This window comes from Citrobacter sp. Cpo089 (assembly GCF_030332695.1).
GTDB lineage: Bacteria > Pseudomonadota > Gammaproteobacteria > Enterobacterales > Enterobacteriaceae > Citrobacter > Citrobacter portucalensis.
The window spans coordinates 53,130-75,703 of record NZ_JAOWHJ010000062.1; the positions used below are offsets into that span (position 1 = coordinate 53,130).

General features: G+C 51.0%; 25 protein-coding genes. 7 read left to right on the forward strand and 18 right to left on the reverse strand.

Translation table 11 applies throughout. The annotated features are described in order from the left end of the window. Nucleotides 1-4: 4 nt before the first annotated feature. From OGX92_RS13650 to citC, 3 genes are read right to left on the reverse strand one after another with little or no spacing between them, the layout of a single operon-like run. The gene (locus tag OGX92_RS13650; protein WP_286586661.1) at nt 5-913 is read right to left on the reverse strand and encodes an aldolase/citrate lyase family protein; all 909 of its coding nucleotides are present in this window, start codon (nt 911-913) and stop codon (nt 5-7) included. After that, nucleotides 910-1,206: a citrate lyase acyl carrier protein gene (gene citD, locus OGX92_RS13655; RefSeq protein ID WP_003831276.1), complete on the reverse strand. Its 297-nt coding sequence runs from the start codon at nt 1,204-1,206 to the stop codon at nt 910-912. The genes OGX92_RS13650 and citD overlap by 4 nt, the downstream gene beginning before the upstream one ends. Further along, nucleotides 1,203-2,279: a [citrate (pro-3S)-lyase] ligase gene (gene citC, locus OGX92_RS13660; RefSeq protein ID WP_003831277.1), complete on the reverse strand. Its 1,077-nt coding sequence runs from the start codon at nt 2,277-2,279 to the stop codon at nt 1,203-1,205. Before citC ends, citD begins: the two co-directional genes overlap by 4 nt. Before the next feature lie 391 nt (nt 2,280-2,670). Between citC and dpiB the strand changes: the two genes are divergently transcribed. Together dpiB and dpiA are read left to right on the forward strand one after the other, a co-directional pair. Next, nucleotides 2,671-4,332 (forward strand): sensor histidine kinase DpiB, encoded by a 1,662-nt coding sequence (gene dpiB, locus OGX92_RS13665; protein WP_126318852.1) that lies wholly within the window; start codon nt 2,671-2,673, stop codon nt 4,330-4,332. Then, complete coding sequence (gene dpiA, locus OGX92_RS13670) at nt 4,301-4,981, forward strand: two-component response regulator DpiA (protein WP_003831279.1); 681 nt, start codon at nt 4,301-4,303, stop codon at nt 4,979-4,981. Before dpiB ends, dpiA begins: the two co-directional genes overlap by 32 nt. 116 nt (nt 4,982-5,097) lie before the next feature. On the opposite strand, the gene dcuC is transcribed toward dpiA, so the two are convergent. Next, nucleotides 5,098-6,483, reverse strand: a complete 1,386-nt coding sequence (gene dcuC, locus OGX92_RS13675) for an anaerobic C4-dicarboxylate transporter DcuC (RefSeq protein WP_003022136.1) — start codon at nt 6,481-6,483, stop codon at nt 5,098-5,100. A 462-nt stretch (nt 6,484-6,945) separates the two neighbouring features. Between dcuC and pagP the strand changes: the two genes are divergently transcribed. Further along, nucleotides 6,946-7,509: a lipid IV(A) palmitoyltransferase PagP gene (gene pagP, locus OGX92_RS13680; protein ID WP_003831280.1), complete on the forward strand. Its 564-nt coding sequence runs from the start codon at nt 6,946-6,948 to the stop codon at nt 7,507-7,509. A 189-nt stretch (nt 7,510-7,698) separates the two neighbouring features. After that, nucleotides 7,699-7,908 (forward strand): transcription antiterminator/RNA stability regulator CspE, encoded by a 210-nt coding sequence (cspE, locus tag OGX92_RS13685; RefSeq protein WP_000034825.1) that lies wholly within the window; start codon nt 7,699-7,701, stop codon nt 7,906-7,908. 52 nt (nt 7,909-7,960) lie between these two features. Here the strand turns inward: cspE and crcB are convergent, their stop codons facing one another. Continuing rightward, the gene (crcB, locus tag OGX92_RS13690; protein WP_003831281.1) at nt 7,961-8,344 is read right to left on the reverse strand and encodes a fluoride efflux transporter CrcB; all 384 of its coding nucleotides are present in this window, start codon (nt 8,342-8,344) and stop codon (nt 7,961-7,963) included. A 90-nt stretch (nt 8,345-8,434) separates the two neighbouring features. Here crcB and OGX92_RS13695 point away from each other — a divergent pair, with 90 nt between their 5' ends. After that, nucleotides 8,435-9,223, forward strand: coding sequence for a deaminated glutathione amidase (locus OGX92_RS13695; RefSeq protein WP_286586663.1), 789 nt, complete (start codon nt 8,435-8,437; stop codon nt 9,221-9,223). Between the two features lie 128 nt (nt 9,224-9,351). Continuing rightward, entirely contained in the window at nt 9,352-9,555 is a 204-nt protein-coding gene (gene tatE, locus OGX92_RS13700; RefSeq protein ID WP_003022699.1) for a twin-arginine translocase subunit TatE, read from the forward strand. A gap of 98 nt (nt 9,556-9,653) precedes the next feature. Here the strand turns inward: tatE and lipA are convergent, their stop codons facing one another. From lipA to OGX92_RS13750, 10 genes are all read right to left on the reverse strand, one after another. Beyond that, nucleotides 9,654-10,619 carry a lipoyl synthase gene (gene lipA, locus OGX92_RS13705; RefSeq protein WP_063940711.1) on the reverse strand — a complete coding sequence of 322 codons (966 nt, stop codon included), beginning with the start codon at nt 10,617-10,619 and terminating at the stop codon, nt 9,654-9,656. A gap of 206 nt (nt 10,620-10,825) precedes the next feature. Further along, nucleotides 10,826-11,467, reverse strand: a complete 642-nt coding sequence (lipB, locus tag OGX92_RS13710; protein WP_003831286.1) for a lipoyl(octanoyl) transferase LipB — start codon at nt 11,465-11,467, stop codon at nt 10,826-10,828. Nucleotides 11,468-11,581: 114 nt separating this feature from the next. Then, entirely contained in the window at nt 11,582-11,845 is a 264-nt protein-coding gene (ybeD, locus tag OGX92_RS13715; protein ID WP_003022706.1) for a DUF493 family protein YbeD, read from the reverse strand. Nucleotides 11,846-11,951: 106 nt separating this feature from the next. Continuing rightward, nucleotides 11,952-13,163, reverse strand: a complete 1,212-nt coding sequence (gene dacA / locus OGX92_RS13720) for a D-alanyl-D-alanine carboxypeptidase DacA (RefSeq protein WP_003022711.1) — start codon at nt 13,161-13,163, stop codon at nt 11,952-11,954. Between the two features lie 142 nt (nt 13,164-13,305). Next, nucleotides 13,306-14,415, reverse strand: coding sequence for an endolytic peptidoglycan transglycosylase RlpA (rlpA, locus tag OGX92_RS13725; protein WP_286586665.1), 1,110 nt, complete (start codon nt 14,413-14,415; stop codon nt 13,306-13,308). Nucleotides 14,416-14,425: 10 nt separating this feature from the next. Next, entirely contained in the window at nt 14,426-15,538 is a 1,113-nt protein-coding gene (gene mrdB, locus OGX92_RS13730; protein WP_003022718.1) for a peptidoglycan glycosyltransferase MrdB, read from the reverse strand. Between the two features lie 2 nt (nt 15,539-15,540). Next, nucleotides 15,541-17,442 (reverse strand): peptidoglycan DD-transpeptidase MrdA, encoded by a 1,902-nt coding sequence (mrdA, locus tag OGX92_RS13735; protein ID WP_003831292.1) that lies wholly within the window; start codon nt 17,440-17,442, stop codon nt 15,541-15,543. Between the two features lie 30 nt (nt 17,443-17,472). Then, the gene (gene rlmH, locus OGX92_RS13740; RefSeq protein WP_003022725.1) at nt 17,473-17,940 is read right to left on the reverse strand and encodes a 23S rRNA (pseudouridine(1915)-N(3))-methyltransferase RlmH; all 468 of its coding nucleotides are present in this window, start codon (nt 17,938-17,940) and stop codon (nt 17,473-17,475) included. Between the two features lie 3 nt (nt 17,941-17,943). Beyond that, on the reverse strand, nt 17,944-18,261 hold the full coding sequence (gene rsfS, locus OGX92_RS13745; RefSeq protein WP_003022728.1) for a ribosome silencing factor: 318 nt from the start codon (nt 18,259-18,261) through the stop codon (nt 17,944-17,946). Between the two features lie 254 nt (nt 18,262-18,515). After that, complete coding sequence (locus tag OGX92_RS13750; RefSeq protein WP_063940710.1) at nt 18,516-19,127, reverse strand: adenosylcobalamin/alpha-ribazole phosphatase; 612 nt, start codon at nt 19,125-19,127, stop codon at nt 18,516-18,518. 96 nt (nt 19,128-19,223) lie between these two features. Between OGX92_RS13750 and cobD the strand changes: the two genes are divergently transcribed. Then, on the forward strand, nt 19,224-20,318 hold the full coding sequence (cobD, locus tag OGX92_RS13755) for a threonine-phosphate decarboxylase CobD (protein ID WP_126955858.1): 1,095 nt from the start codon (nt 19,224-19,226) through the stop codon (nt 20,316-20,318). Here cobD and nadD read toward each other — a convergent pair. The 3 genes from nadD to lptE are packed head-to-tail and all read right to left on the reverse strand — an operon-like array spanning nt 20,293 to nt 22,566. Further along, nucleotides 20,293-20,934 (reverse strand): nicotinate-nucleotide adenylyltransferase, encoded by a 642-nt coding sequence (nadD, locus tag OGX92_RS13760; protein WP_122973951.1) that lies wholly within the window; start codon nt 20,932-20,934, stop codon nt 20,293-20,295. The two genes, cobD and nadD, sit on opposite strands and share 26 nt — an antisense overlap. A 1-nt stretch (nt 20,935) precedes the next feature. Beyond that, complete coding sequence (gene holA, locus OGX92_RS13765; protein ID WP_286586666.1) at nt 20,936-21,967, reverse strand: DNA polymerase III subunit delta; 1,032 nt, start codon at nt 21,965-21,967, stop codon at nt 20,936-20,938. Next, on the reverse strand, nt 21,967-22,566 hold the full coding sequence (gene lptE, locus OGX92_RS13770; protein WP_286586667.1) for an LPS assembly lipoprotein LptE: 600 nt from the start codon (nt 22,564-22,566) through the stop codon (nt 21,967-21,969). The genes holA and lptE overlap by 1 nt, the downstream gene beginning before the upstream one ends. Between the last annotated feature and the right edge of the window lie 8 nt (nt 22,567-22,574).

Here is a 22,574-nt window from a genome sequence, read left to right on the forward strand (position 1 = left end):
TGCCTTATTCTTCGCGAATGCCGGAAAGTTCTGCACGGGAGATAACCAGAAGGGCGCGCTCGATAACCGGGCTGTCGACCATTTTGCCGTTCAGGGAAACTACGCCACGACCTTCGCGAGCAGCGGCTTCAGCGGCTTCCACAACCAGACGGGCGTGAGCCAGCTCTTTGCGCGTTGGGGCGTACAGGTTATGCAGGAGTTCGATCTGGCGCGGGTTGATGAGCGATTTGCCGTCAAAACCCAACTGCTTGATGTGTGCGGCTTCGTGCAGGAAACCCGCTTCGTTGTTGGCATCGGAATACACGGTGTCGAACGCCTGAATACCGGCAGAACGTGCAGCCTGCAAAATAGAGCAGCGGGCAAACAGCAGTTCAGTACCTTCCGGTGAGCGCTCAGTGCGCAGGTTACGTACATAGTCTTCCGCACCCAGGGCAATACCGATCAGACGTTCGGAAGCATGGGCAATTTCTACCGCGCGGGTAATGCCTAACGGCGATTCGATGGCGGCTAACAGACCGGTGCTGCCTGGCTCACGGCCACAGGCGTTTTCGATACGCAGAATTTCGCTTTCGATGTCGATGACATCCTGCGCGGTATCGGTCTTCGGTAAACGTACGATGTCAGCACCGCAGCGTACCACAGCTTCAAGGTCGTTGATTCCCCATTCGGAGTCGAGTGCGTTTACACGCACGATGGTTTCAACGTCGTGATACAGCGGATGCTGCAGCGCGTGGTACACCATGCGGCGAGCGGTATCTTTTTCACGCAACGCGACAGAGTCTTCCAGGTCGAACATCAGCGCATCTGCCGGGTAGATGAACGAGTTGCTGACCATGGCGGCATTGGCGCCCGGTACGAACAACATGCTGCGGCGAGTACGGGTTTTACGTTGTTGCAAAGATTCGGAAATCACTGGCAATCCTCCCATGGCAGTGCCGGAATACCGCCAGCGCGGGCCAGTAGTGCTTCCAGTCGCGCACGTAAAATGCAGTCCAGTGCGCCTTTATCATCAACATTCAATTGCACGCCGCGTACGTTGTAGCGGGACAGAACGTCCAGAATGGTGGCCCGTATGGCATCACCGAACTGCTTTTCGACGCTACTGTTAACCTGCAGGTCAATATCCTGCGAATCGAGTGGGGCGATGCGAATCATCACATCACCGGACTCGAGTGTGCCTGCGACGGCTGCCTGGTTTATTTTCATTTTTCACCTGTTGCTAATGCGGGGGTATTTTGGCGGACTGCCGCACCCGATGAGGCTCGTTCAACCATGCTTTGCAGATACTGCAGCGTGGCGTCAGGGACCAGGGATGCGATAGCCGTGAGATCTTTTTTAACCAGCAGCTTGCGCACCCAGGAGGCGGAAATCGGCATCTCCTGGAAACACAGCCGCTCAATTTCCACCAGTTCAATCGGCGGGGCGGGAAGCGTTGGGGTCTCCAGCCAGTAACGCATATCGTTGTTATACTGGGAGGTGACAGTGCAATACGGCTCAGTACCGACGAAGCGGTGCGTGACGCCGAGAGCCGGAGCCAGATACTGGCGGAAGATTTTCAGGTCTATTTCGGTGTAGCAGTGGTTAATAACGCTCTGCTCTTTGATGAAGTAACACGGGAACGTGGCGCGGGAAATGATGTACTCCGAACCGCGATGCACGGTTAAACGTGGAATGTCTTTTGTTCCTTTAAGCACCAGATCCAGGCGGTCTTCATACGGAAAACGTGAGGTATCTTCTTTCACCAAAAACAGATGCAGCCAGTCACATTGCGCGGCTGCCTGTTGGATCAGAAAACGGTGTCCGTTGGTGAAGGGGTTGGCGTTCATGACGATACAGCCAATTTTTTTCCCATCATGACGCTGTTTTGCCAGTGATTCGGCGTAGCGTTTCAGACGTGTGGTGCTGTTTTCCATCAATACCATAATGCCGGGAACGCTGGTGAGCGTAGAAAAACCGCACTGTTTAAACAGCGATTCGTACTCGGTTTTGGTATAGATGAAGAGGTGCGTACAATGGCGTTCATAGGCAAGGTTGATTAACTCGGTCGCCAGCGTTAGCGCTAAACCCTCGCCGCGGACAGATTCACAGATTGCGACACACTTAATAATATTCCCAGCGATACCACCGCAGGCAATCAGACGGTCGTCACGGGTGACGGTGATAAATACTTCGACGGTCGTATCTACGCTCAAATCATTCTCTTTCAGAAATTGCGCGATAGCCGCCATCTTTTTATTTTCTGAGCGTTTAACTTGCGTGAATATATTATTACCGAACATAGTGAATAGAGCCCCGATGCTATATTTGTTACTGGGTTTCTGTTTTTGTTGCTCTGTTTAGCAACCTGATAACGTTTTGTTTGCAATTGAAGGGAATGGTTTTTTATTACGGAGTATTTCTTTTTTTCCCTGCTGCATACATCGTAAGGGGTATTTTGGAGGTAATTTTTGATTTATTTCACAATAAGTTAGAAGGTTTTAATGTGTTTTATGGTTTTAAGTTTTTTAATTAATTTAACCCTAAAATAAGGTGTGGTTTTAATTTGTTTAATTGATTTAAGGTGGGGAGTCTGCAACGATCATGTTTTATACCATAACGTGTAAATAGAACATTTTAATTACAACTACAATGAGAAATTAGTTTTAGTTAACGTCGGTGAGGAAAAATGTGATGACAGAACAGAAAAATAAAACACGGTTTCCTTTTTTCCGCAGTCTGGCGTTTCCTTTACGTATCTTTCTGCTTATTCTGGTCGTTTCTGTTTTTATCATTGCCGCCCTGGCACAATACTTTACCGCCAGCTTTGAAGATTATCTGGCAACGCATGTCCGCGATATGGCAATGAATCAGGCCAAAATCATCGCCTCTAACGACAGTATCATCACGGCGGTTAAGCATCGTGATTACAAGCGGCTGGCGACGATTGCCGACAAACTGCAGAGCGGAACTGACTTCGACTATGTGGTTATCGGGGATACCAACTCCATTCGTCTATATCATCCGAACCCGGAAAAGATTGGCTATCCGATGCAGTTCACCAAACCCGGCGCGCTGGAAAAAGGGGAGAGCTACTTTATTACCGGTAAAGGGTCCATCGGGATGGCAATGCGCGCTAAAACGCCCATCTTTGATGACGATGGCAAAATCATTGGCGTAGTCTCAATTGGTTATCTGATCAGCAAAATCGATAGCTGGCGATCGGACTTCTTACTTCCGATGGCCGGCGTGTTTATCCTGCTGTTGCTGGTACTTATGCTGCTCTCCTGGTTTTTCGCTGCCCATATTCGTCGGCAGATGTTGGGTATGGAACCGAAACAAATTGCGCGGGTGGTACGTCAGCAGGAAGCGTTGTTTAGCTCGGTATATGAAGGATTGATTGCCGTGGATCCTGATGGATATATCACCGCAATAAATCGCAGTGCGAGGAAAATGCTGGGGCTGTCTTCACCTGGGAGAAAGTGGCTTGGAAAACCGGTGAGTGAGGTGGTTCAGCCAGCGGACTTTTTCACCCAACAGATTGCGGAAAAACGACAGGATGCGATGGTCAACTTTAATGGACTGAGCGTTATCGCCAACCGTGAGGCGATTCGCTCCGGTGACGAACTGCTTGGGGCAATCATCAGTTTTCGTAGTAAAGATGAAATTGCTACTCTTAATGCGCAGTTAACGCAGATCAAACAGTATGTAGAGAGCCTGAGAACGCTGCGTCATGAGCACCTGAACTGGATGTCGACCATCAATGGTCTGCTGCAAATGAAAGAGTATGACAAGGTTCTGGCCATGGTGCAGGGAGAATCCCAGGCGCAACAGCAACTGATTGACAGCCTGCGCGGCGCGTTTGCCGATCGTCAGGTAGCCGGTCTGTTGTTTGGCAAGGTGCAGCGCGCGCGGGAACTGGGTCTCACCATGACTATTGTTCCGGGCAGCCAACTGCATCAACTCCCCGAGGGGCTGGATAGCACAGAGTTTGCAGCAATTGTTGGCAATCTGCTTGATAATGCATTTGAAGCGAGCTTGCGCACCCAGCAAGGCAACAAGGTCGTCGAACTCTATTTGAGCGATGAAGGGGATGACGTGATCATCGAAGTTGCCGATCAGGGATGCGGTGTGCCGGAAGCATTGCGTGAAAAAATATTTGAACAGGGTGTGAGCACCCGTACCGATGAACCAGGTGAACATGGCATCGGTTTGTATCTTATTGCAAGTTATGTGAGGCGCTGTGACGGGGTGATTACGCTCGAAGATAACTCCCCCTGCGGCACCTTATTTTCTTTATTTCTTCCGAAAGTGAAAAAAAACAATGACGGAACCATTAACGCTATTGATCGTTGAGGATGAAACGCTACTGGCGGAAATGCATGCTGAATATATCCGCCATATACCCGGCTTCAGCCAGATTTGGCTGGCGGGTAATCTTGCGCAGGCGAGGATGATGATTGAGCGTTTTAAGCCCGGTTTGATTCTGCTCGATAACTACTTGCCGGACGGCAAGGGAATTACCTTATTGCATGAGCTAACCCAGGCGCGTTATCCGGGCGGAGTGGTGTTTACCACGGCGGCCAGCGACATGGAAACAGTCTCCGAAGCTGTGCGCAGCGGCGCGTTTGATTACCTGGTCAAACCCATTGCCTACGAGCGGCTGGGGCAGACCCTGACGCGTTATCAACAGCGTCGACGCATGTTGGCCGGTAATGATAGCGCCAGTCAAAAGCAGATAGATGAGATGTTTAATGCCTACGCGCGGGGCGAGCCGAAAGGGGATTTACCGACCGGGATTGATGCGTTAACGCTGAATGCAGTGTTGAAATTATTCGCCGATCCGACGGTACACCATACAGCAGAAACGATCGCCCAGGCGCTCACCATCAGCCGAACGACTTCCAGACGCTACCTGGAGTACTGTGCCAGCCGTCATTTGATTATTGCGGAGATTATTCACGGTAAGGTGGGTAGGCCGCAGCGTATCTATCACGGCGGCTAAATGCTAATTTCTGACGTAGGCCGGATAAGATGCTTTAGCATCGACATCCGGCAACGTTGCAGTCGAAATGCCGGATGCGGCGTGAATGCCTTATCCGGCCTACATTTCACTGAGTATCAGCCGCCAACGACGGCTGAAGAAGAGCCTGGTACCATCACTTCAGTTGCGATAATCACAACCAACAGCCCAACCAGAACCGGAACCGAAGTACGTTTCACCACTTCGAACGGAGAAATCTTCGCCATACCTGCAACAGCAACCACCACGCCGGAGACCGGGGAGATTGTGCGTCCAAGGTTTGACGCCTGCAGCATCGGGATAACAAGGTAAGCTGGGTTAATGCCGGAGGAATGCGCCAGCTTAGGGATCATCTCAACGAAGGCATAGAACGGAGCGTTACCGGAACCCGTAGTCATTGCCGCCAGCATAGTCAGGATCACCAGCACCATCATCAGAATAATGCTCGCCGAACCAAACGAGGTGGCGATAGAAATCAGACTCTGAATAAAGCCGATTGTGCTCAGACCCTGGGCAAAAACACCCGCAGCGACTAACAACATCACCACGTTAGCAAAGGCATCCGCCATGCCACGGTAAGCGACTTCCAGACCAGAGAAAACCTTTTGGGTGTTGAACCCACGTACGAACTCCAGAATAGCTGCGATGAGCATGCACAGAACCAGAATCGTAATGATATGCAGCTGCGGGCCCCATTTACCATCAAAAATCAGGACGCCAACAATCGGGGTAAACGGCAGAATGGCGTAAAATGACGGGGCAGTCGTGGTGATTTCAGCTACATCTAACATTTCATGAGAAATGTTCTCTTTTTTATCCAGAAAACGCTGCCAGAAAAAGTGGGCAATCGCCATAGCAATGATGGCGGCAATGGAAATTGGCAGCGTGGTTTTAAAGGCGAAATCGATCAGCGGCATTTCCGCAGCTTTTGCCGCCAGCACCACATCACCGGATGTTGGTGAAAGAATAATTGCAGCAGGGGAGGCGCAAATGGCCGCTGCGGCGCCACGGCTGATCCCTACGTTAACCATGACCGGGAACAGTGTTGCCATAAGCAATACGCCCAGACCGGTTGCTGACGAAACCGCCAGTGACATCAGGCAGGCGACAAAATAGGCGGCAATCATTAGCAGGTAAGGAGAGTTGATGTATTGCAGAGGCTTGGAGGCCAGCTTAACGACCATATCGTTCGCGCCAATATGGGTCATATAAGCGGCAAAACCACACAGCATCATGATCATCATGCCGAGATCGCCACCACGGCTCATCAGCAAAATTTTAATATATTCAACAATGTCTGTTGCCGTATAGCCTGTCGATGCCGCGCTGGACGGCAAAACTTTATGCCCCATCAGCGCACTGATAATCAGCAAAACCAGACCGCCAACAAACAGTACGCCTGTTGCGGAATAACCTTTAATGATGTAGCGCGCTACACCCACAATAACCACAACCCCAATAAGGAGTTCAATAAATGTCAACATCGTTTCCCCTGTCGCATTGCTGCCCAGAAAGTAAAAAAACTAAAAAAAGTAAAAAGTGGTGACAGAATGTGCCTAATAAACCGATAACTCTTGCTGATTAAAATCAATAAAAATACGGATTCAAGCGATGGCTAAGCCGTTTTTTCAGCATCGTGGTTAAAAAAAGAATCTCACAATAAGAAACTGTGAAGCGCAGCACTGATGTGTGTGTTTTGTGGCGATATTGATTGTTAATTGTTAATTTATTGTGATGATATTTAACTTTTTTCGGAGGAAAGAACAATTTATTGGCAATAAAGAGAAAATAGTTCCTATCAGATGACTCAATAAATTCATGGATATTTATCTTAAAAATTATAGGCTGAGGATTATTCTGATTTTTTAGCTGCGAATTTTTGTTAAGCTAACATTAAGGTTGGGTTTGCTACAATTAATAATAAATCCCAGGATGGTAATTAAGTTGTGATTGTCGCTAAACGATATTTTCTCATTTTTTCATTTCTTTTTATTCAGTTAGCTTTCATTCCCCAGGGCGCTGCTGAAGATAAAGGTTGGTTCGCTACTTTTAAAGACAATGTCAGTGAAACCTGGCAGCAGCCAGAACATTATGATCTGTACGTGCCGGCTATTACCTGGCATGCGCGTTTTGCTTATGATAAAGAAAAAACGGATCGCTACAATGAACGCCCATGGGGGGCGGGCTTTGGTCAATCTCGTTGGGATGATAAAGGTAACTGGCACGGGCTTTATATAATGGCCTTTAAGGATTCCTACAATAAATGGGAACCCATTGGTGGTTATGGCTGGGAAAAAACCTGGCGACCGCTGGCAGATGAAAATTTCCATACAGGTCTCGGTTTTACCGCTGGTTTTACCGCGCGTGATAACTGGAACTACATTCCGGTACCCGTGCTGTTACCGCTGGCATCGATAGGGTATGGTCCGGCAACGTTCCAGATGACCTACATTCCGGGAACGTACAACAACGGTAACGTCTACTTTGCATGGATGCGTTTCCAGTTTTGATGGACTACCTGTATTGTCAGGTGGATTATTAAAAAGTCTTTTAAAAACAGTGTGATATTAACTTTAACTGAAAAATAACGCGACATTTATCACTTTTTGATAAAGTTCGACTGGACAAAGTCCACCACAATTGTTGTACTGATACCCGACACAGCATTTGTGTCTATTTTTCATGTAAAGGTAATTTTGATGTCTAAGATTAAAGGTAACGTTAAGTGGTTTAATGAGTCCAAAGGATTCGGTTTCATTACTCCGGAAGATGGCAGCAAAGACGTGTTCGTACACTTCTCTGCAATCCAGACCAATGGTTTTAAAACTCTGGCTGAAGGTCAGCGTGTAGAGTTCGAAATCACTAACGGTGCCAAAGGCCCTTCTGCTGCAAACGTAATCGCTCTGTAAGCATACGACAGCAAGCATTCAAAACCCGCTTAATTGCGGGTTTTTTTTCGCTTCAGTGCGCGGGAGAGGCCGAAACCAGCCAGAATGCCAGGGCGGTCATCGCAAATGATCCCAACAGATTAACCAGTACATTCACCATAGCCCAACCAAAGCGTCCTTCCTGTAGCAAAAACACCACCTCAGCTGAGAAAGTGGAAAACGTTGTCAGTCCCCCGCAAAAGCCAGTGGTAATCAGTACCTTCCACATTGGATCAATGTTTGTCATGCGATTAAACCATGCCAGACCCATACCAATGATAAATGCGCCAAGTAAGTTTGCAGCCAGCGTGCCGAATGGGATGGCCTGATGTAGCGGGTTAAACCTCATGCTCAACATCCATCTTGCTACACTACCTGTACCACCACCGATAAAAACCGCTAAAAGGAGTTGTAACACTGCATAATCCTGCTATTTGATTGTATATAGGATGAGTGTAACTCTGAATAATCGTGGTTGGCGAGCCTAACAACGTTTTCTGGAGGGAATATGTTCGTTGCAGCAGGGCAATTTGCCGTGGGACCTTCATGGGAAAAAAATGCAGAAACCTGCGTCTTATTGATGTCACAGGCTGCAGGAGAGGGGGCGTCGCTGCTGGTATTACCGGAGGCGCTTCTGGCCCGTGACGATCTGGACCCAGACCTGTCAGTGAAATCAGCTCAACTGCTGGAGGGCGGATTTTTGACGCGCTTGCTGCGAGAAAGCGCGCAACACGAGATGACGACAATCCTGACAATTCATGTTCCTTCTGTGCCAGGCCGGGCGTTTAACATGCTGGTGGCGCTACGGGCAGGTCAGGTCGTGGCCCATTACGCTAAATTACATCTCTATGATGCCTTTTCGATTCAGGAGTCACGTAATGTGGATGCAGGGGACGCCATAGCGCCGCTGCTGGACGTAGACGGGTTAAAAGTAGGGTTAATGACCTGTTATGATCTGCGCTTTCCTGAACTGGCGCTGGCGCACGCATTGCAGGGAGCGGAAATTCTTGTCTTACCCGCAGCCTGGGTTCGGGGATCGCTTAAAGAACATCACTGGGCTACGCTTTTGGCGGCAAGAGCGTTAGATGCGACGTGTTACTTGATTGCGGCGGGAGAGTGCGGTAACAAGAATATCGGCCAAAGCAGGGTCATCGACCCCTTTGGTGTGACCATTGCTGCTGCGGCAGAAACGCCCACGCTAATTATGGCCGAGGTTTCCGCCGAGCGGGTGAGGCAGGTTAGGGCACAACTCCCGGTGTTAAGTAACCGACGCTTTGCGCCACCGCAATTATTATGACGTTTTTTTAAACAAGGCTTGATTCACCTTGTTACAGATTGCTATTGTGTGCGCGCGTCGAAAGGCCGTTAATATTCTCAGGTTAATATGGCGCTTTATGCAGCCTGGTTTAAGTCAAGAAGGTATCTATGGGTGAGATTAGTATTACCAAACTGCTGGTGGTTGCCGCACTGGTTGTTCTGCTGTTTGGTACCAAGAAGTTACGTACACTGGGTGGAGACCTGGGAACGGCAATCAAGGGCTTCAAGAAAGCAATGAACGACGATAATGCCGATGCTAAGAAAGATGCTGATGGTAGCGTTCAGGCTGAGAAGCTTTCTCATAAAGAGTAATGTCAGGAGCATGATGCTCATACTGCATACTCTGCATGAAAAAAAACCGGCAATTTGCCGGTTTTTTTATTGCCGAAATGTAAGTGAGTATTACACGATCACTTCACTTCCAGCCCTTTGGCCTGCATGTCAGCATGGTATGAAGAGCGAACGAATGGACCGCAGGCTGCATGGGTAAAGCCCATGGCCATAGCTTCGGCTTTCATCTCATCGAACTCATCCGGGCTCACATAGCGTTGAACCGGCAGGTGATGGCGGCTTGGCTGTAAATACTGTCCCAATGTCAGCATGGTGACACCATGGCTGCGCAGGTCACGCATGACCTCAATGATTTCCGCATTGGTTTCGCCCAGACCGACCATCAGACCTGATTTAGTCGGAATCTCCGGGTGCGCTTCCTTGAAACGTTCCAGAAGCTTCAGTGACCAGTTGTAGTCAGCCCCGGGGCGTACATTGCGATAAATACGTGGTACGTTTTCGAGGTTGTGGTTAAACACATCCGGCGGCGTGGTGGTGAGGATATCCAACGCGCGATCCATACGACCACGGAAGTCAGGCACCAGCGTTTCGATTTTAATCGACGGGCTTTTCTCACGAATAGCGGTGATGCAGTCAGCAAAGTGCTGAGCACCGCCGTCACGCAGATCGTCGCGGTCAACGGAGGTAATGACGACATAGCGCAGCGCCATGTCAGCAATCGTCTGAGCAAGTTTTAACGGCTCGTTAGCATCAGGAGCAACCGGACGGCCATGGGCAACGTCACAGAATGGGCAACGGCGGGTACAGATTGCGCCGAGGATCATAAAGGTTGCAGTTCCGTGATTGAAACATTCAGCCAGGTTAGGGCAGGAAGCTTCTTCGCAGACAGAGTGCAGGCCATTTTTGCGCATTGCCGCTTTGATGCCCTGGATGCGAGTGGAGTCCGCTGGCAGTTTTATTTTCATCCATTCCGGTTTACGCAGCAGGGCTTCACGCTCTGTTGCCACATTTTTTACCGGGATAAGAGCCATCTTATCGGCATCGCGGTATTTAACACCGCGTTCCATCACAATGGGTTTACTCATAGCTTGCGTGTTCCAGTTGCGAATTACGAAGGAAAGCGTTTCAATTCAAGGGAATGTTGCATTTATCAACTATTTTTGAATTAGTGATACGCAGTATATCATTGAAACGGGCCAGAAAGCAGCCTGACAGGCTGGCAAAATGTAAAATAGTTGTTGTTTTGTGCCATTTGCCACAACATATGCCGTGGCAAAGTATGCGCGTATTTTCAGTCCGCAATGTACTCGTGCGGTGGGTTACCCAACAGCGCCAGAATGTTGGCCAGCAGCCTTGGGCGAATGCTCTCGGTCGTGGCAGTGCTATCCCACTGCGATACCTTCGCCATTTCCATTCCGGCATAACCACAAGGATTGATACGCAGGAAAGGCGACAAGTCCATATCCACATTGAGCGCTAAACCGTGAAATGAACAACCTTTACGAATACGTAACCCCAAAGAGCAGATTTTCTTCTCTCCAACGTATACGCCAGGCGCATCGGCTCGCGGGTGGGCGTCAATACCGATTTCCGCAAGGGTATTCACAACGGTTTGCTCCAGCAGCGTAACCAGTTCGCGAACGCCAAGTTTACGACGCTTCAGGTTCAACAGCACATACATGACTTGCTGGCCCGGCCCGTGATAAGTCACCTGACCGCCACGATCGCTCTGGATCACCGGAATATCTCCCGGCATCAGTACGTGCTCTGCTTTACCTGCCTGACCCTGGGTAAAAACAGGATAATGCTCTACCAGCCAGATTTCGTCATAACTGTTTTCATCGCGGGTATCGGTGAATTCGTGCATGGCCAGAGAAACTGGCTCGTAAGGTTGAAGACCGAGCTGGCGGACAAGAATTTTATCCTGATACAAAACGGCATCTCCGTAGATACTCACATAGAGTAGAGAATATAAAAGAGGGGGAAAAGTATATCACAGGGGGGAGGGGTTACCCGAGCGGGGATGCAGCGGGTAACCAACAGGTTTTTACAGTACCATGCGTACGATATCGATATTGCCTAATTCTTCGTACAGCGTTTCAACCTGCTCAATATGTGTAGCAGTAATAGTGATTGAGACCGAGTGGTAGTTGCCTTTGCTGCTCGGTTTTACCGTCGGAGAGTAATCACCTGGCGCATGGCGCTGTACCACTTCAACCACCTGATCAACCAGCTCAGGCAACGCCTGCCCCATTACTTTGTAAGTAAATGGAGTAGGGAATTCAAGCAGTTCGTTAAGTTTGGTTTTCATGTCAGCTCCGGCGTTACATCAATAAATAATAACTCCCACAGCGCGTGGGAGTTATCTGGATACCTAGTATATGGGGACGTAAATCACACTTTCAAGTGTTCGATTTTTAGCCAAACCAGTGATGGAACATTAATTTAATGTAATCAATGATTTTCCCAAAGAAGTTGCCTTCAGGGATTTCCTGCAGGACTACCAGCGGGCGCTGCTCAATAGTTTTGCCATCCAGCTGGAAGTTGATGGTGCCGACAACCTGGTTTTTCTGCAGCGGTGCGTGCAGTTCCGTGGTGTTCAGCACATAGCTTGCTTTCAGATCTTTCATGCGGCCGCGCGGAATAGTCAGGTAGACATCTTTATCTACGCCTAACGATGCACGATCGGTATTACCAAACCAGGCGGGCTCTGAAGCAAACTCTTTACCGACTTTCAGTGGGTTCACGGTTTCAAAGAAACGGAAGCCCCAGGTCAGCAGTTTTTTACTTTCGGTTTCACGACCTTTATAGGTGCGGCCACCCATGACGGCGGAGATCAGACGCATCTGACCTTCGGTTGCGGATGCAACGAGGTTATAGCCAGCCTTGTCGGTATGACCGGTTTTGATACCGTCGACATTCAGGCTGTTATCCCACAGCAGGCCGTTACGGTTTAACTGACGGATGCCGTTAAAGGTGAACTCTTTTTCTTTATAGATAGAGTATTCGTTAGGCACGTCGCGAATCAGCGCCTGACCAATCATCGCCATGTCGCGAGCCGAGCTGTACTGACCGTCAGCATCGAGACCATGAACGGTCTGGAAGTGGGTGTTTTTCAGGCCCAGCGCGTTCACATAGCTGTTCATCAGACCGACGAAAGCATCCTGGCTACCGGCTGCGAAGTCCGCCATTGCCACGCACGCGTCATTCCCGGATTGCAGGTTGATACCACGGATAAGCTGAGAAACAGGAACCTGCATGCCAGGTTTCAGGAACATCAATGATGAACCTTTAAAGACCGGGTTACCTGTAGCCCAGGCGTCATTGCCGACGGTGACCAGATCAGTTTCTTTGAATTTCCCGGCTTTCATCGCCTGGCCGATGACGTAGCTGGTCATCATTTTGGTCAGACTGGCGGGATCGCGGCGAGTGTCAGCGTTCTGTTCTGCCAGAACTTTGCCTGAATTGTAATCAATCAGGATATATGACTCCGCATCGATCTGCGGAACACCCGGGATCATGGTTTTAATATTCAGGTCATCGGCATGGGCAGCAGAGAGAGAAGCTGCGCAGAGAGCCGCGGTGAGCGCCATACGCTGCACGAAACGAGCGGAAAAAGTGGTCTTCATGGTCTGAACTACGACGTCCGTGATGAAATTAAAAAAAGTGCCCTACTATAGCAAATGCAAAACGGGCAGGCATCTGACTTTCCGCGTGACTTTGTTAATGTCATTTACAGAAACTGACAGTTCAGATACCTGATTTACGTTATTACACGCCGGTGATGAAGGACTGTAATTGCGCCTCGGCTTGAAGACGCTGCTGCAATGTGGAGGCTTCAGCTTTGCTGGCGAACGGCCCCATCTGGATACGCCAGACTGCGCCGTTTTGTACCACCCGACCTGGGACGCCAAATTGCTGGCTTAAACGTTTTTGATACTGCTGCGCACGCGACTGCTCGCTGACTGCGCCAACCTGAACCACGTAGCGTCCGTTGGCTACTGCCGCTGGCGCAGGTGCAGCGACGGCGGCTGGTGTTGCTGCTGGTGCGGTTGGTGTTACCGGTGCGGTGGTGGTCGGTTGCGGAGCCGGAGTCGGCTCGCTACCTTCCAGCACGCCAGCAGCGAGCGTGGTCGGCGCACCGAGGAATCCACTGCTGTTCACTGGCGCACCGGTTGTATCATCGCTTTTCAACGTGGAATTGCTGATCGGACGAATATCGCCTTGCGGCTGACCCGCATCCGATGGCGCAGGCATGCTGCCCATATTGCCACCGCCGCTTAAGTCAGGACGCGCGGGCAGGGCATAGGTTTGTTTCGCTACCGTGGTACAAGCCATTCCCGGCCCGGACAAGGAACCATCCTGGGCGACGATGATCGGGTCGATACGCACTTTGGTATTGTTGGAGGTATTCAGACGGTCGGCTGCTGCACGTGAAAGTGAAATCACGCGATCGTTGCCATAAGGGCCGCGATCGTTAATGCGCACGACAATCATCCTGCCATTTGCCAGGTTAGTTATTCTGGCATAGCTTGGGACTGGCAGCGTCGGATGCGCAGCGGTTAACTGCATCGGGTCGAACGCTTCACTAGACGCGGTTAAGTTGCTTCCGGGTTCCGCATCATAGATAGCGGCAAGCCCTGCCTGGCTAAAGCGGGAAGGGTCCTGGACGATTTTGTAGCTCTTACCATCACGCTGATAGTCCTGATTCGCCGTTGGGTTCAGGGGTTCAAAGCGCGGATCGGCCCCGCTGATTTCAACAATCGGACCATTACACACCGCAGGCTGCGGCGCGACAGCACCCTGTTGCTGACCATCATCACTCGAACACGCCGCGAGCATTCCTGCTGCGATGCAGATACCAAGCCACTGCTTACGCATTGCGTACCCCTTACACGCTTTTCGACAACATTTTTCTATGGGTATGGATCGACATAACAATCCCGAACCCAGCCATCAGCACGATAAGTGCCGAGCCTCCGTAACTGACCAGTGGGAGAGGAACGCCAACCACGGGCAGAATACCGCTCACCATACCAATATTTACGAAGACATAAACGAATAATATCAACATTAAACCACCCGCCATAACGCGACCAAAGGTGGTTTGCGCGTGGGCAGCGATCCATAATCCGCGCATAATCAGCAAAATGTACAGCGCCAACAGAATTAAGATCCCTACCAGACCCAGTTCTTCCGCTAATACCGCGAAGATAAAATCTGTATGACGTTCGGGTAAAAACTCAAGCTGCGACTGCGTACCGTGTAGCCAGCCCTTACCACGTAGACCGCCGGAGCCAATAGCAATTTTAGACTGAATGATGTGATAACCCGCACCCAGCGGATCAGTTTCCGGATCGAGTAACATCATGACGCGCTGACGTTGATAATCATGCATCAGGAAGAACCACAGTATCGGGATAAACGCCGCAACCAGGACCACTGCAACACCGATTAAACGCCAGCTCAAACCAGAAAGGAACAGAACAAACAGACCGGAAAGGGCGACCAGAATTGAAGTTCCGAGGTCTGGCTGGGCGGCCACCAGCAGGGTGGGCATAAATATCAGCACTAACGCAATGGCGGTATTTTTTAGCGATGGCGGGCAAACATCACGGTTGATGAAGCGCGCGACCATCAGCGGCACGGCAATCTTGGCGATTTCGGAGGGCTGAAAACGCACAATCCCCAAATCCAGCCAGCGCTGCGCACCTTTGGAGATAGCGCCGAAGGCATCTACCGCCACCAACAGAATGATGCAAAAGATGTAGAGATAGGGCGCCCAGCCCTCATAAACCCTGGGCGGGATTTGCGCCATCACCACCATGATGACCAGGCCCATCGCGATCTGACCGACCTTGCGCTCCATCATGCCAATATCCTGGCCGCTGGCGCTCCAGATGACCAGCGAGCTGTAAACCAGCAGCGCCAGCAAAATAAGCAACATCGTGGGATCGATGTGGATTTTGTCCCAGAATGTTTTTTTGTTCGGATTATCCGTCACGATTATTGGTCCTCCGCTGCTGCAACCGCGGGGTTTTCTGCAGGCAGATTGGTGTTATTGTCGCCCAACATAATGTGGTCAAGGATCTGGCGCATAATGGTACCCACAGCCGGGCCCGCGCCACCGTTTTCAAGGATTATGGCGACAGCAACCTGGGGCTTATCATAGGGTGCGAAGGCCGTCATCAACTTGTGGTCACGTAAGCGCTCGGCGATCTTATGTGCGTTATAGGTTTCATTGGCTTTCAGGCCAAAGACCTGTGCAGTACCGGATTTCGCCGCAATTTTGTAAGGTGCGCCAGCGAAATATTTGTGTGCAGTACCGTTAGGACGGTTGGCTACACCGTACATGCCGTCTTTTGCGATTTCCCAATAACCGGAATGAATGTCACCAACAGGTGGTTCGTGTGGCTGTATCCACGGCACTTGCTTGCCGTTTTCTGCTGTGCTCATCAGCAGATGCGGGACTTTTACCAAACCGTCGTTGATAAGGATCATCAGCGCTTTACTCATCTGGATAGGGGTTGCCGTCCAGTAACCCTGACCGATGCCGACCGGAATGGTATCACCCTGGTACCATGGCTTTTTAAACCGTTTTTGCTTCCACTCGCGGGTTGGCATGTTTCCGGCGCGCTCTTCGGCAAGATCGATACCCGTATATTGGCCGTAGCCAAACTTGCTCATCCATTCTGAAAGGCGGTCTATCCCCATATCATAGGCAATTTGATAGAAAAACGTATCCGCCGACTCTTCCAGAGAACGGGTGATGTTCAGATGGCCGTGCCCCCATTTTTTCCAGTCGCGGTAACGTTTTTCAGAGCCCGGTAATTGCCACCAACCCGGATCGAACAGACCAGTATTGCGGGTGATGACGCCCGCACTTAATGCAGAAACCGCGACGTAAGGTTTAACCGTCGAAGCAGGAGGGTAGACACCCTGAGTCGCGCGGTTAACCAATGGGGTATTCGGGTCATTGAGCAACCCGGAGTAATCTTTACTCGAGATACCATCGACAAACAGGTTCGGGTCGTAGCTCGGCATGGACACCAGTGCGAGAACGCCACCGGTACGCGGGTCGGTGACTACCACCGCGGCACGACTGCCCGCCAGCAGCGTTTCAATGTACTGCTGGAGTTTCAGGTCAAGGGTGAGGTAGATATCGTGCCCGGCCTGCGGCGCCACTTCTTTCAACTGGCGAATGACGCGGCCACGGTTGTTCACTTCAACTTCTTCATAACCGGTCTGGCCGTGAAGTACGTCTTCATAATAGCGTTCAATACCCAGCTTACCGATGTCGTGCGTTGCCGCGTAGTTGGCCAGCTTGCCGTCTTTGTCCAGGCGGTCCACGTCTTTATCGTTGATCTTCGATACGTAGCCAATGACGTGGGTCAGCGCAGAGCCGTAGGGGTAATAGCGGCGTTTATAGCCTTTAACTTCGACGCCGGGAAAGCGATATTGATTAACGGCGAACCGTGCCACCTGCACTTCACTCAGGTTAGTTTTTACCGGAATGGAGGTGAAGCGGTGTGAACGGGCGCGCTCTTTTTTAAAGGCGGCAATGTCGTCGTCCGTCAGGTCTACGACGTTACGCAGCGCGTCGAGGGTATCCTGAACGTTGTCGACCTTTTCCGGCATCATTTCTATCTGATAAATGGTGCGGTTAAGGGCGAGCGGAATTCCGTTACGGTCATAAATGATGCCGCGACTGGGGGCGATAGGCACCAGTTTGATGCGGTTTTCGTTCGAGCGGGTCTGGTAATCAGTAAAGCGAACGATTTGCAGATTATAAAGGTTGGCGATCAGCACGCCGGTGAGCAGCAAAATCCCCAAAAAAGCGACCAGCGCCCGGCGCACAAACAGCGCGGACTCAGCCGAATAGTCGCGAAAAGAATTCTGTAGTTTCATCCGCTGCTTAATCTACTCAAGAATCAATGATCACTCACGGTGATAAGGATGGTTGGTGGTGATGCTCCACGCCCTGTACAGACTCTCCGCAACCAGAACCCGAACAAGAGGGTGAGGAAGGGTTAACGCAGAGAGTGACCAGCTTTGTTCCGCTGCCGCCTTACAGGCAGGAGAGAGACCTTCCGGCCCGCCAATCAACAGACTGACGTCACGACCGTCCAGTTTCCAGCGTTCCAGTTCAGTCGCCAGTTGCGGCGTGTCCCAGGGTTTACCAGGGATATCAAGGGTGACGATGCGATTTTTGCCTGCGGCAGCCAGCATCTGCTCACCCTCTTTGTCGAGAATGCGTTTAATATCCGCGTTCTTGCCGCGTTTTCCTGCCGGGATTTCGATCAGCTCAAAGGGCATATCTTTCGGAAACCGACGGAGATACTCCGTAAACCCGGTTTGCACCCAGTCAGGCATTTTCGTACCCACAGCGACAAGTTGCAGCTTCACGCATTAACTCCAGAGTTTTTCCAGTTCATACAGGCGACGGCTTTCTTCCTGCATCACGTGGACAATCACATCACCGAGGTCAACGACGATCCAGTCTGCAACGTTCTCGCCTTCTACGCCGAGCGGCAGCAGGCCAGCTGTGCGGGACTCCTGAACAACGTGGTCTGCGATAGACATTACATGGCGGCTGGACGTGCCGGTGCAGATAATCATGCAATCAGTGATGCTGGATTTGCCCTGAACGTCTAAGGCGATGATGTCTTGACCTTTCAGGTCATCAATTTTGTCGATTACAAAATCCTGAAGTGCTTTACCCTGCAAGTGTTCCCCCTGGGTGAAAAGAGTTAAAAACGTCTGTTAGTATACCTGAACCAGAGGCGATATCGGGACAAATGTCTCCGAAAGCGCTTTTGAAGTGCGCTATCATCCCACCCCACGCCGCAGAATGCATCGCCATTTTTGTAAAACAATTTCTGCAAAGCTCTGAAGGGCGGGAAAAGTCAGGTTGCGGAGAATAACAGCCTGTCATGGGGTGTCAATGGGAGAGAAGCCCTTCGGCAGAAAAAACAGTGCGTTCACTCCCCGTCGTGCCATACTGCCCGGCTGTTGAGCACTTTAAGAACCGCAAAATCGTCGCAAAAATCAATTGCGCTCCAGCAACCTTGTTCGACGCGAAAATGCCACATTGCTGCAGCCGGCATGGACAGCAGACGGGCGATCAACACGCTCAGAACACCCTGATGACTCACCACCAGCAGGTTTTGGCTCGTTTTGTAATCAGCGAGCTGAGCAATAAAGCGTTCCACGCGCTGGGAAAACGCCTGAAAACCTTCACCATTGGTTGGCGTCGCATTCTGCCAGTCGTTACACCACACGGCGTAGTTTTCGGCGTCTTCTCGCGCCAGATCGCGATGATGGCGCATTTCCCAGTCACCAAAAAACATCTCATTGAGCTCAGGCATGTTGCGCACAGGAACCTCGCGATCGCCTAAGATCAACTGCGTTGTATGGCGGGCACGTTCCAACTCGCTGCACAGAACGTTGTCGACAGGCACATGGCGTAACAGCGTACCCAGTGTTTGCGCCTGAGCGATACCCCGTCCCGTTAGCGGTGTGGGGGCGTGGCCGCTGTATAAACCAGCGACATTGGCTTCAGTTTCTCCATGACGTACTAACCAGAGTCTCATTTTTTCCTCTTGAGGTTATTCGCACAAAACATGATGTTTGCCCTGATTGCGCAGAGATTTTTCACTAAAATACCTTTTTTTGCGTGGAGCGGCACGATGTCTTTATTGAAGAGCGCGCATGGTGGCAATACCCGAGAAGCCGCCGAACTGTTGGGCATCTCGCCTGAGCAATTGTTGGATTTTAGCGCGAATATTAATCCGCTGGGTATGCCGGCAAGTTTAAAACGCGCGATCGTCGACAATCTGGACTGCGCGGAGCATTACCCGGATGTTGATTACGCTAAACTGCATGCGGCGCTGGCGGAGCATCATCAGATTCCTGCCTCATGGATACTTGCCGGAAACGGCGAGACTGAGTCGATTTTCACTTTGGTGCAAGGTCTTAAACCACGCCATGCGATGATCGTGACGCCCGGGTTTGCTGAATATCGTCGGGCGCTGCAATGGGAAGACTGTACGATCCATGAGTTTGCGCTACGCGAAGACGATGGTTGGCAGCTTACTGATGCAATCATCGATGCGTTAACCTCAGAGCTGGACTGCCTGCTTCTCTGTACGCCCAACAATCCCACTGGCTTGCTGCCAGATAATCGCCTGCTGCGCGAAATAGCCGCGCGTTGTGAGTTGCTTGGGATCAATCTGATCCTTGATGAAGCGTTTATCGATTTTATTGCCGGGGAGCCGGGGTTTATTCCGCTGCTTCGTGATAACCCGCATATTTGGGTGCTGCGCTCTCTCACCAAGTTCTATGCGATACCGGGGCTCCGGTTGGGGTATCTGGTCAACAGTAATGAACAGGCTGTTGCACAGATGCGCCGTCGACAAATGCCGTGGTCAATTAACGCATTTGCTGCACTGGCAGGCGAGATTATTTTACACGACAGCGCATATCAGCAGGCAACGTGGAAGTGGCTGGAGCAAGAGGGTGCAAGGTTTGATCGGCAGTTGAAAGAACTGCCCGGCCTGACGGTGTATCCTGGCAGGGCAAATTATCGCTTATTGCGCTCCGAGCGGGCGGATATTGATCTGCAACGCGCAATGCTGGAGCAACATGTCTTGATTCGCAGTTGTGCTAATTATCCGGGGCTGGATGCGCGCTATTATCGGGTAGCCGTTCGCAGCCAGGAAGAGAATAACCGCCTGTTGGCGGCTTTACACAAGGTGCTTAGCGGTACAACCCTTGCTGATTGATATAGTCAAGCACTGCAGCTGGCATCAGGTCGTCGCACGGCTCGCCTTTTTCCAGACGCTCACGGATGAGCGTGGCGGAGATGTTAAACCACGGCGTTTCAGCCAGATAAATTTTCCCGCAAGGCAAGTTGTGCAGGTCATCTGGCGAATGGGTCAGATGATCCTCCAGCCACTGCTGGTGCTTTTCCTGCGCCATTTCGAGCGGATAGCCCGGACGTCGGCAGACAATGAGGTGGGTGTTACCCAGAATCGTGTCGTAGTCATGCCAGGACGGAAAGGTAAGCAGTGAGTCCTGGCCAATAATAAACGCTAACGGTACTTCCGGTCCTTGCTCCTCGCGCCACTCTTTGAGCGTTTGCGCGGTGTAGGAGGCGGTATCGCGTTTCAGTTCGCGTTCATCAAGGGAGAACAGCGGCTTATCGGCAATGGCCAGTTCAACCATGCGCTGACGTTGTTCGCCGGACGCTTCGGGTTGCGCACGATGCGGCGGCACGTTATTGGGCATGATAATGACCCGGGAAAGGCCAATCAGATTCGCCAGAATTTCAACCGGTTTAAGATGACCATAATGCACCGGATCAAAGGTGCCACCGAACAGAGCCTGCAATGATTTCATATCAACCATCAATAAAAACATCGGCCAGCGATTTATGGCAGAGCAAAAGGGAAAGCCCCTCAAGTTCCGCCCACACTGACTGACCATAGTCTTGTTTAAGCGTAATTTCCGTACGCGTTAACAACGTTACCGCCTGACGCAACTGCGAAGGACTCAGCCGGTTTAGCGCGTCTCCCATCATACCCCGGCGATTTTGCCACACCCGGTGTTTATCAAACAACGTGCGCAAAGGCGTATGGGCTGACTGCCGTTTTAAGTTGACCAACAGCAGTAATTCACGCTGTATCGTACGTAGCAAAATAACCGGCTCACTGCCTTCCAGACGTAACTGTTGCAGAATGTGCAGCGCGCGTTTGCTTTTGCCCATCAGCAGCGCATCCACCCAATGGAACGGGGTAAAGTGCGCGGCATCGTTAACGGCTTTCTCCACGCGAGGCAGCGTTAGTTTGCCATCAGGCCAAAGCAACGCTAGCCGTTCCAGCGCTTGCGCCAGCGCTAACAGATTACCTTCATAGCAATAGCACAACAGCTGATTGGCTGCGTCATCCAGTTGTAGATTGTTAAGCTTCGCCCTGGCAGCGACCCAACGAGGAAGCTGTGCTTGCTCCGGCGTCTGGCAGCTTACCTGCACCGCATTATTGGCAAGTCCGGTATACCATGCGGCGTTTTCCTGCGCTTTAGTCAGTTTGTTGCCGCGAACAATCAGCAGCAGGTCGTCATGTAGCAGTGTGACGAGTGAAGCGAGCTGTTCGTTAATGGCGGCATTGGGGCCATTTTCAGGCAACTGCAAAAGTAGGGTTTGACGGCTGGCAAACAGGCTCATCGCCTGGCAGAGTGAAAAAATATCTCCCCAGTCGGTGCTATTGTCCAGGGTGAAAGCGTGGTGTTCTTCGAATCCTTGCGTTGCTGCTGCCTGACGGATAGCGTCCTGGCTTTCCTGCAATAAGAGAGGATCGTTACCTAAGAGCAAATACGCCGCGCGCAGCCCTTCATTGAGCTGTGCGCGGAGTTGTTCAGGGTACAACTTGAGCATCAGTTACCCAGCGTGGTGGAAACACGCGCCGGAGACGACGCAGGCTCTGCGGCTTTTGTCGCCGCTGGCTTAGCATCATCATCAGCATTGGATGACAGAGTATCGGCAAGATGTACGCTTGGCAGCTTACGAATTAACTGTTCAGCCGCTTTGTCATACATCTCTTTGATGATCATGTCCTGCTCGTTATCTTTCGCCAGTGCAGCCTGTGGGTTGTCAAAGAACGAACGATAAACTTTGGCGCTGATTGGATAAATATCATGACCTGGGATCAGCACGGATGCACTCACGAACATCACCATCTGGTATTCAGCCGTTTGACCGTTCAGGAATACCGACGCCGTATCTTGCGATATGCTGACCGCGCCCAGACGTAAGGACGTCACATCTTTACGCATTGAGCCGTCCTCTAGCAGCGTAACGCCGTTCAGACGCAGCTGATTACGAACCGCGCGGCTTAATGGGCCGTTTGGATCCCCAGAGTCCAGAATCATGGTTTTCATTGAGGGTGGGACCTGCGTAGTATTACGCAGATGCCATCCACATCCGGCGGTGACAAGCACCGCCAGAGATAACAACAATGTTGTCAGAAGTCGCACGCTTCCTC